Origin of the sequence: Nodularia sp. UHCC 0506 (genome assembly GCF_034931045.1) — a bacterium.
Lineage (GTDB): Bacteria > Cyanobacteriota > Cyanobacteriia > Cyanobacteriales > Nostocaceae > Nodularia.
The window spans coordinates 51553-61369 of sequence record NZ_JAYGHH010000022.1; the positions used below are offsets into that span (position 1 = coordinate 51553).

General features: G+C 41.0%; 12 protein-coding genes. 3 read left to right on the forward strand and 9 right to left on the reverse strand.

Translation table 11 applies throughout. The annotated features are described in order from the left end of the window. Positions 1-180 precede the first annotated feature (180 nt). A complete protein-coding gene (locus VB654_RS13965) occupies positions 181-930 on the forward strand; it encodes a Uma2 family endonuclease (protein ID WP_323214370.1) in 750 nt (249 codons plus the stop codon). An 84-nt stretch (positions 931-1014) separates the two neighbouring features. Here the strand turns inward: VB654_RS13965 and VB654_RS13970 are convergent, their stop codons facing one another. The 8 genes from VB654_RS13970 to VB654_RS14005 form a co-directional block, all read right to left on the reverse strand. Further along, the gene (locus VB654_RS13970; RefSeq protein WP_323214371.1) at positions 1015-1488 is read right to left on the reverse strand and encodes a hypothetical protein; all 474 of its coding nucleotides are present in this window, start codon (positions 1486-1488) and stop codon (positions 1015-1017) included. A 36-nt stretch (positions 1489-1524) separates the two neighbouring features. Further along, entirely contained in the window at positions 1525-2307 is a 783-nt protein-coding gene (locus VB654_RS13975) for an ABC transporter ATP-binding protein (RefSeq protein ID WP_323214372.1), read from the reverse strand. 10 nt (positions 2308-2317) lie between these two features. Beyond that, on the reverse strand, positions 2318-2971 hold the full coding sequence (locus VB654_RS13980; protein ID WP_323214373.1) for an energy-coupling factor transporter transmembrane protein EcfT: 654 nt from the start codon (positions 2969-2971) through the stop codon (positions 2318-2320). Beyond that, positions 2964-3887 (reverse strand): energy-coupling factor ABC transporter permease, encoded by a 924-nt coding sequence (locus tag VB654_RS13985; protein ID WP_323214374.1) that lies wholly within the window; start codon positions 3885-3887, stop codon positions 2964-2966. The genes VB654_RS13980 and VB654_RS13985 overlap by 8 nt, the downstream gene beginning before the upstream one ends. 193 nt (positions 3888-4080) lie before the next feature. Next, positions 4081-4911: an ABC transporter ATP-binding protein gene (locus VB654_RS13990; RefSeq protein ID WP_323214375.1), complete on the reverse strand. Its 831-nt coding sequence runs from the start codon at positions 4909-4911 to the stop codon at positions 4081-4083. Positions 4912-5156: 245 nt separating this feature from the next. Beyond that, positions 5157-5942, reverse strand: coding sequence for a cobalt ECF transporter T component CbiQ (gene cbiQ / locus VB654_RS13995; protein WP_323214376.1), 786 nt, complete (start codon positions 5940-5942; stop codon positions 5157-5159). Beyond that, positions 5939-6241, reverse strand: coding sequence for an energy-coupling factor ABC transporter substrate-binding protein (locus VB654_RS14000; protein WP_323214377.1), 303 nt, complete (start codon positions 6239-6241; stop codon positions 5939-5941). The genes cbiQ and VB654_RS14000 overlap by 4 nt, the downstream gene beginning before the upstream one ends. Then, positions 6228-6968 (reverse strand): energy-coupling factor ABC transporter permease, encoded by a 741-nt coding sequence (locus VB654_RS14005; RefSeq protein WP_323214378.1) that lies wholly within the window; start codon positions 6966-6968, stop codon positions 6228-6230. The genes VB654_RS14000 and VB654_RS14005 overlap by 14 nt, the downstream gene beginning before the upstream one ends. Positions 6969-7267: 299 nt before the next feature. Between VB654_RS14005 and VB654_RS14010 the strand changes: the two genes are divergently transcribed. Further along, positions 7268-7702, forward strand: coding sequence for a ferritin-like domain-containing protein (locus VB654_RS14010; protein ID WP_042202860.1), 435 nt, complete (start codon positions 7268-7270; stop codon positions 7700-7702). A 209-nt stretch (positions 7703-7911) separates the two neighbouring features. Beyond that, on the forward strand, positions 7912-8880 hold the full coding sequence (locus tag VB654_RS14015) for an FTR1 family protein (RefSeq protein WP_323214379.1): 969 nt from the start codon (positions 7912-7914) through the stop codon (positions 8878-8880). Positions 8881-9208: 328 nt separating this feature from the next. Here VB654_RS14015 and VB654_RS14020 read toward each other — a convergent pair whose 3' ends face one another. Further along, entirely contained in the window at positions 9209-9811 is a 603-nt protein-coding gene (locus tag VB654_RS14020) for a molybdenum cofactor guanylyltransferase (RefSeq protein ID WP_323214380.1), read from the reverse strand. Between the last annotated feature and the right edge of the window lie 6 nt (positions 9812-9817).

Consider the following 9817-nt stretch of genomic DNA (forward strand, 5'->3'; position numbering starts at 1 on the left):
ATGACAGATAGCTGATACTGTTTCCCTGTTCCCTGTTCCCTTTTTATGCCTAACGGCACGCTACGCGAACAGCCAACCCTAATTAGTACAGCTAGAAAATCAGCGCTATGTTGTTAGCAATAGCAATTTGGCAGTACAGGCAACGATACAATCAATATAAATCCATAAAAGGCAGTCTTTATGGCGACACAACTCGGTAAAACCAAAGAGCTACATAATCTGGTAATCTCTTGGGAAGCGTTGCCGGATGATTTTCAACTAGAGGATGAACCAGTGGAAAATACAGGTCAGCCAATCTTGGCTGGTGCTTTGCGTGAAAGTTTAGAAATTAGCGGTTTCATCCAACCGCAGATGTTGATTGCTTCCAATTTTGGTCTGTGTGCAACTGTTAACGAACAATTGATTCTGAAAGCCCCAGATTGGCTTTATGTTCCGAGTGTTAATGAAATTTTAAGCGAACGCAAAAGCTACACACCGAATTTACAAGGTGATGTTCCCGCCGTGGTGATGGAATTTCTATCTGATACCGAGGGGGAAGAATATTCTGTCAAGCGAACCTATCCCCCTGGAAAATGGTTTTTTTACGAGCAAATTTTACAGGTTCCTGTGTATGTGATTTTTGATCCCAATGGCGGTTTATTGGAATTTTATCACCTGGAAAATGGCCGCTATGAATTAAAGCAACCGGATGAAAATGGTTTTCATTGGATTGCGGCGATGAACTTATTTTTGGGTACTTGGCAAGGTATAAAAGAAGCCCGAACAGGTTATTGGTTACGCTGGTGGGATCAGGAGGGTAACTTATTACCTTGGGCTGTGGAACGAGTGGAACAAGAACGCCAACGCGCCGAACAAGAACGCCAGGAAAAAGAACGGCTTATGGCTTATTTGCGATCGCAAGGTATCGACCCGAATAATTTGCCCATATAGCAAAGTGCTGAGTAAAAACTGGGTAGGGGCGGGTTTTGGCAGTTAGTTTGTGGTATAAACTCGCCACTACAGAAGTAAAGATATTTACTCAGACAGACCACAGTATTTATTTAGGTCTTGTACTAACGCATCTGATTTTTGTCCAGCACTTTCGGCTGATGTCAAAGATGTATCAATTTCCGTTCTCGCCTTTTGGAGTTGTTCCCTACCTGCTGCTGATGCTTCCGCATTTTTAGCTACACTCAAAGCTTGAGATGCTTTAGCGATCGCTTGACTCAGATTCTCAAATATTCTGGCAAAATTGCTTTGAAATTCTTTGAGATTCGGGTCTGTTAAATTCACGGCTTCTAAAGATTTGGTGATCACTTGCAAATCCCTTGAAAGTTGTAAGCTAGTTACCACCTGCTCTCCTTTATTTTGCTCAATTAAAGAGTTGCCGGCATTCACCACTTGAATCAGTCGCTGACATTGGGTAATTTGATCTTCACAACTACTAACCAGTAAAGCAATACTTAAACTCACAGGAGCAATTACAATCAGCTTACGCCACACAAACAATCCCTCAACACCGAATAAAACCCAAATAATTTTAGCTTACCAATCTACTGGCAAACCCAATTTGTTTAAACTATCTTTCTCTTGTAAAAGTGCTTGGATATCAGTGTCTATTTGAATACGTCCATTCGATAGTACCAAAGCACGTTGAGTCACTTTCCCCAACCAATTTAATTCATGAGAAGCAATTAACATTACCTGCACTGGTAACTTTAACAATACTTGGGCTAAATGCTGTCGCCATGAGGGATCAAGTCCGGTAGTTGGTTCATCTAAAATTAAAATTTTCGGCTCTAGGGCTAAAATCGCTGCCAAAGCAGCAAGCCGTCTTTGTCCTCCAGAAAGTTCGTGAGATGAACGGTTAGCATAGGCTTCTAGACCAAAATCTGTTAATAATTCCCTGGCTCGATCAATGGCTACGGCTGGGGGAACACCGTAATTGCGCGGGCCAAAGGTAATATCTTCTAAGATGGTGGGCATAAATAGTTGGTCAGTGGCATCTTGAAAGCCAAAACCGATGTCACGCCGCACTTGAGGTAAGGTTTTCGGTTCTAGAGGGATACCATTAATCAAAATTCTTCCCGAACTTGGTTGTTTTAAGCCAATCAGGTTTTCCAATAAGGTGCTTTTACCAGAACCAGTTGCACCCATTAACCCCACACGTAGTTTGCCGTTGTAGGCATCCCCTGCATTCAAAGTAAAGGAAAGTTTTTGCAATACTGGTTCTTGGTGAGCATAGGCATACACCAGATTTTGCACCTCAATCACTGTCGGGTGGGGGTGATCTGTGGAAATTTGGGGATCAAAAGTTAAAGATTTCAAAATACCTGCGCTAAATTATGTAAGAAGTTACGGTTAAACCAGATGCGATCGCCCAAGCTATTAACAAGGCAAAACGCTCTTTTGGTCTAAATGTTCCATCTTCAGGTAGCTGCCCATTGTAACCACGCATAACCATTGCCGCATAAACTCGTTCTGCTCGATCTAAACTGCGGAGATATAAGGCTCCAATCATCGCCGCACTTGTATAGCGCAACCATCCTACAGCACCATTTAAACCCCGCAATTGAGCGCTGCGCTGCATCCGTTGGACTTCATCCAATAAAATTTCTAGATACTGCCCGGTTAATAATAAATTAGCCTTGATTGGTGCGGGTACAGGTAAGCTTTTTAAGGCAATACTGAAACTATGGGGAGGTAAGGTTAACAAAAAACTATTCATGGTAACTAGACAAACCAGGGAACGCACCAATAAAAAACTCGCACGTTCCCATCCCAAAGGTAATGCCATGAATGAGAGGAAAATTAATTCAGTGCCGAGTAATCCGCTTAGTTGGGGAATGGGTACGCGTAAAGATACTGCCCAAACCAGAGCGATCGCCCCATATACGCCCAAGCAAAACCAAGCATTAAACTGTAGTAAAGCTGCCCCTACCACAATCACTAAAGACAAATGCAAACGTAACGGCAGAGTTACTTTAAGCATTCTTGGGTTTCACCACCTTGGCAATCCCAAAAGCTGTAGCAAAACTCACCACAGATCCCAACAGTCCAGCAATACTCGTACCAATTAATCCTAAAGATTCATTTTCGTAGTCGGCTAAGGGTGTTGGCACTTGTATTCGTACTTCCTCGGCTAAATCAATAAATTCAAGGTTTTCAGCAACCCTTTCTAAACCATCAGGCCACCCTGAAGCCACTAAAGATAACACACCGGCAACTAATAAAATGCTGATCACAGGTACTAACCAGCCTTTAAACTGCTGCTCCTCCCCTGGTAACAAATCTGGCCTGGCTTTCGCTAGGTAAACTAGGACACCACCAGTAATTATGCCCTCGCCAATCCCAATGAGAATATGTACTCCCGTCATGGCAGGTAAAACTATGGCGGCGGATGCGGTTCCAGAAAGCACTAACTGAATGGCACAAGCCACAGATGCCACTACTACGCTAACACCAGCCGCAATGCCAGCCGCCAGAGGTAAGCGCCCTTTAGAACCTCCAAATAGCCGTTGTAAGGTTTGGGTTAACACCCAGCCCACCCAAACAGAAATTACTGCTGCATTTAAAATATTTGCTCCCAAGGCTGTGATTCCACCATCGGCAAATAGCACAGCTTGAATAATGAACACTGTGGCAATACATAACATTCCCGCCCAGGGACTGCCCAAAACTATTGCCGCTAAGGTTCCCCCTAATAAGTGACCACTAGTGCCTCCTGCTACGGGAAAATTGACCATCTGGGCGGCAAAAATAAAAGCAGTGGTTAAGCCGAGTATGGGGGCGCGACGGATACCAAAAGCTTCTTGCGATCGCCCACAAGCTACAACAAGTGCGATCGCACTCACTAAACTAGTAGCCCCAGCTACGGGAACTGAAAGAAATCCATCAGGAATATGCATTATGTACCCTGTATTTTATGTGTGGAGTCACACAATATAAACAATGTAATTACGGTATCACATTAATAGAAAACAGAATTTTCTTAGCTTTGGCAATGCCTACCGGGGGCATTATATCCTGTAATTTAGGAAATCTAGATTATAAAATTTTTATTAAAAATATACTAATTTATCGGAATGTTGAATTTTATTTCTAAAAGTTGGGAAACAGTTTCAATATTCTTTGCCGGAAACCTGCCAAAATAGGATCTTCTTCAGCTAGTTTTTGGGCAAATTGGATCTGATAAATCAGAGGTACTCCTAGCTGTAAATCTTCCATAATTTCACCTTGGCTAAATACATCTGGTGGTGTTCCTTCTAACATCAGTTGTCCTTGATCCATGACAAATACCCAATCTGCCCAACGATATACTAAATCTAGATCATGGGTTGCCATTAATATGGTTGTTCCAGAAGTATGAATATTTTTCAGGGTGGTCATCAAGTTACGAGTATGCAATCTATCTAGATATGCTGTGGGTTCATCTAGTAATAGTAGTTCTGGTTTGAGTACCATGACATCAGCAATAGAAACTCGTTTCTTTTGTCCCAAGCTGAGATGATGTACAGGTCTTTGAGCTAATTCAGTTAATCCAAATTCAACTAAAGCGTCATCGATACGTTTGTGAATTTCTGCTGTGGGTAATCCCAAATTACACAAACCGTAAGAAATATCTTCTGCAACAGTTGAGGCTACTAATTGTTGTTCTGGATCTTGAAAAATTAGCCCAACTTTTTGGCGTAATTCTAGCAAGTATTTCTGGTGATATTGTAACGGCTGTCCTTGCCATTTAATATTTCCTTTTTGGGGTTTATATAAACCATTGGCTAACAAAAATAGTGTGCTTTTACCACAACCATTTTGACCTATTAATGCACATTTCTTTTTTGCTGGTATATTTAGGGTGAAATTATTTAAAACTGATTGTTGTGTGCCGGGATAGGTGTAATGTACTTGCTCAAATTCTAGTAATGATTGCTGCATAGTTATTATATTTTCCCAAATCCTAAGTAGGAGTCCTATGATTAAAGTCCTGAGTTAAGGGCTAAAGCCCTGACTACGAGCTAAATTACTATATTTTTACATGGCTTCACATAGTTAGGTTTATTCTAACTATTCGCCTATATAGCGTTCATAATCGATACGTTAAAAAAATTCCGTGAAAAAAGTCAGTAAGAGTCCTATAGTATAATAAATGTTTTTAACTTATAATTTTCGTCCTGCGGTTTCTAGCGCCATTCTAATATTATTAAAACTACATATCCGATAATTGCTTCTATGGCGTAGCGTTGGGACAGATGATAACGATGGGGATACCAAACTTTAAACTCGCCATTAAAACCCCGTGAGGCTAAACTTAAAGAGACTTGACGATAGTTTTCTAAGGTACGCCTGAGCAGCTGTCCAATCAATAGCGATAAACTCTTGATCCCAATTATAAAAGTACTGTAGCCACCACGAGACTTTTGTGCAATCCAAATTTGCGAAGCTGTGTTTAATAAGACGAAAATAAAACGGTACATTAATAATAAAATATCTGTTAATATCACCGGAAAACCAAAGCGGCGCAAAGTTTGTAAAAGTTCAGTAAATGGGATAGTTAACATGACAAAATATAAGCAAGAAACTGAAGCGATCGCCCGTGTTAAAATTGTCAATCCTTGCTCGATTCCATCATGACTAATATATATATAATAAGAGCCAACATTCAACCCAATGATTGCATCATCTTGGATTAAATTGAAGTAATCAATATGTATACCATTAATTACTAAAGCTGGCAAGCTTGTTAACCAGAAAAAAATAGCAATATAAACTAATTTTAGATATATTTTTAGGGGAATCTTGGCATAAATCACTGTCCAACAACTAACCCAGATAGCAATTAAAAGCTGGACTGGGGGATGAGAAAAGGCAATGAGAATTAATAAGGCGATCGCAAATAATAATTTTTGCTCTGGCGCTAACCAACGCAACCGATTAGTATAAGCCAGAGTATCTATTTGCAGCGTCATCCTTTATGCCTTTGCTGCCGATTACGCTCCTTATATAATCCGATGACATAACCAATTACGCCAGCACCCACAGCCGCTTGAGAGGTAAATAACAAGCTTTCTACTTCACCGCTAGGCGGTTCAAAAACAGGTTTAAACCAAGGTTCATATCCAGGCTGAACTTCTATAATCGCTGCTTCGGCTTCTCCATCTGCACCATTAAATTCTGCATCCCGGATAAATATTAAGGGTGCAACTGCTAAAGTGATCACTCCTAATACCAATAGCCAATTACTCAAGTTTTTTTTAGATTGATCCATTGTTTTGAGGTTCCCCTTTAATTAAATTTAATAGTTCCAGTTCTTGAGGTGTGTAGGATTGTAACCAGTTCCACACCAGTACAGTCAGCAATCCTTCGCTAATTGCCAAAGGCACTTGAGTAATGGCGAAAATACCCGCAAACTTGGCGAATGAAGCCATAAACCCGCCCACAGGGGCAGGAAAAGCCAGAGCGAGTTGCACAGAAGTAATGATGTAGGTGAGTAAATTTGCTAAAGCTGCGGCTAAAAATATGGCAATTCTGGGCTTATTAGTGAGCCGCTTGGTCAGATGATATATCCAGTAGGCGGCAAATGGTCCAGCGATCGCCATTGAAAAAGCATTCGCTCCCAGTGTTGTTAAACCGCCATGTGCTAACAGCAACGCTTGAAACAATAAAACCAGCGTCCCCAATACCGACATGGCTAAAGGGCCAAATAATACGGCTCCTAAGCCAGTACCTGTAGGATGGGAAGAACTACCTGTAACTGAAGGTATTTTCAGCGCTGACAAAACAAAAGCAAAGGCTCCTGCTAATGCTAAAAGTAATTTTAATTCTGGATTAGCTTGGGTAATCCGAGTCAGCGATCGCAATCCTAAAACCAAAAATGGTAACACTACCACCCACCAAAAAATTGCCCAATTCCCTGGTAAGTAGCCTTCCATAATGTGCATTCCATAAGCTGGTGCAGATGCTCCCACAATTATGTAAAAGCTGAGAACCCCCATCAGAACTAGTGATCCAAGTTTTGATTTCAAAATCATAGAATAGTATAAATTTGTTTTAATCACCTAGTTTAAACGTTTTTGGTTGGAATTGTCTGCTCATCCCCATTTCGCCAAGCCACGCCGTCAGCGATCGCATTGACTTAATTGGTGATGCAGAGAGAGCAGTTTAGAATGAATGAGCAGTGAGGCGATAGTTAAGGGTTCACAGTGTAGATAGCTTGGGCTTGGAATACCTGTAGAAAGTATATCTCTTAACTCAACACTGATAACTCCCCATTCGTAAATCTAACTAACAACTGATGCAAGAGCTTAACAACGAAAAAACCATTGATCTACTAAATGCCATCATGGAATTTGAACTAGCGGGAGTAGTACGCTACACCCATTACTCCTTGATGGTGACTGGCCCTAATCGTATTCCCATCGTGGATTTTTTCAAAGCGCAAGCCAGTGAGTCTCTACTTCATGCCCAACAGGTAGGAGAAATTCTCACCGGTTTAGAAGGGCATCCCTCTCTCAAAATCGCCCAAATGGAAGAAACTTACCAGCACACAGTCAAGGATATTTTGGCAGAAAGCTTATCCCATGAAAAGAAAGCCCTGGATTTGTACAAAAGTCTCTTAGAAACTGTCACCAATGCCAGCATTTATCTAGAAGAATTTGCTCGTGGCATGATTGGGCAAGAAGAGATGCATAATCTCGAACTCAAAAAAATGCTCCGCGATTTCAGCTAAAAGTGGTACGGGAGGGTTTATTAATATCCTCATTCATCGTGAATAATATCTGTAAACCCGCCCCTAGTGGCGATTGGGTGGTAAGGGTGAGTTGAGTAATATCCTCATTCATCGTGAATGATATCTGTAAACCCGCCCGTACAGGGTATTGGGACGAAAATGTTTCCTTAACTGCCTAAGTAACCTCCTCATTTTCATACCTTTTAAACATGAATATCAGCACTGCTCTACCTACTTTTGTGATTACGCTCCGAGAAGGAGTAGAAGCTGCCCTTGTTGTGGGCATTGTCCTAGCTTTACTCAAAAAAGCCAACCAATCCCGACTCAATTCTTGGGTATATACTGGCGTTGCTGTTGGTATTGTGATTAGTGTCCTCATTGGTGTGTTATTTACTTGGTTAATTCAAACACTAGGGGCAGTAAATCCTCAATACACCACAGTGGTTGAGCCAATGCTCGAAACTGTGTTTGGTATCGTGGCGATCGCTATGCTCAGTTGGATGCTAATCTGGATGACTAAACAAGCCAGATTTATGAAAGCTCAAGTTGAAGGAGCCGTCACAGAAGCGCTAACACAAAATTCCCGTGCCGGTTGGGGCGTGTTTAGTTTGATTTTAATCGCCGTTGTTCGTGAAGGTTTTGAAACTGTTTTATTTATTGCTGCCAATTTTCAAGCAGGATTAGTCCCCGTTTTAGGTGCAATTGCTGGTTTAATCGGGGCTGCTGCTATTGGAGTTTTACTATTTAAATTGGGTGTCAAAATCAACATCCGCCAGTTTTTCCAAGTGATGGGCGTTTTATTAGTGTTGATTGTTTCTGGGTTAGTAGTTTCTGCTTTGAAGCATTTTGATGAAGGTTTAGCTAATCTTGCCCTGAGCAGTAGCACTCCAGAAAATATTTGTTTATATTACGATCACTTTAGCCAAATCCACTCTTGCATTTTGGGGCCAATGGTGTGGAACACTGACGCAATATTGCCAGATAAACAATTCCCCGGTATTATTCTCAAATCTTTGTTTGGCTACAGAGAACATCTATATCTAGTACAAGCAATCAGTTATGTTCTATTTTTAGTAACTGTTGGGAGTCTCTATTTCCGCAGTTTAAGTGATAATCCTGTGCAGAATGTCAAGCATAATTTAGCCAATCAAAAATCCATGACTTCTGCTAAGGAATAAAAGAAATAATTGGAGGAATATCACTCATGAAATCACTGGCTTATGTGGGTTTCGTTGTCTATGTAGCAGCGATGTATAATCGCCAGAGTTAACTGTAATAAACATGAAAATACGAGTAGACACAAAAGCCAAAATTCTATGCAGAACTGAATAACTGTGCTACTCGCTATTATCTATACAAGGTTGATTGCAAAATCTATACCTAAGTATATAGTAATAATGCGAAATTTAATGTTTGATAGATCACAAATATTGTTTTTCTCAATTAATTGCTAGTCAAATTTTTGAGCATCATTTTTTGGTTCGGTTAAAACTTAAAGTAATATGTTTATTGGAGCAAAGCCAAATCTTCCGGTGTATTACAATTAAATAACATCTCTGATGCTGATAAGAACAAAGGCTGTATGGAATGCTGATTCAACCACTGTTGAAATGACCGTCCGTCTTGATTGACAAACTCTAAAAGTTGTGGTAGAGAGCGACGGCGATAAAAACCACACAGAGGTTCCCAGCCTTTCCGATGATGAACCAAAGTGGCGATCGCCTCATCCGGTACACTATTAAGTTCACTCGCCCATCCTTGCAACACCTCAACCCGTAACCGAGGTAAATCACAAGCCAGTAACAATACCCAATCAGTCTGTACCTGCGCCAACCCTTGAGCAAATCCTACCAATGGCCCATGGGCAGATGAGGGGAATAAAGGTAATTCCCGAATAAATTGGCAATTAGGTAATATTAATTGCTGATAGCGTTCGGGCCAAGGTGTAACGACATAAACATGATCTGTGCAAGCTGCGGCCACACCACAAACTAACTGTAACAAAGGTATGCCGTTAATAGAAATCAGAGCTTTATCCTCACCCATGCGAGAACTCTTGCCACCAGCCAAGACAATACTGCTGAGTAAAGAATGATCATTTATACCCATCTTTTA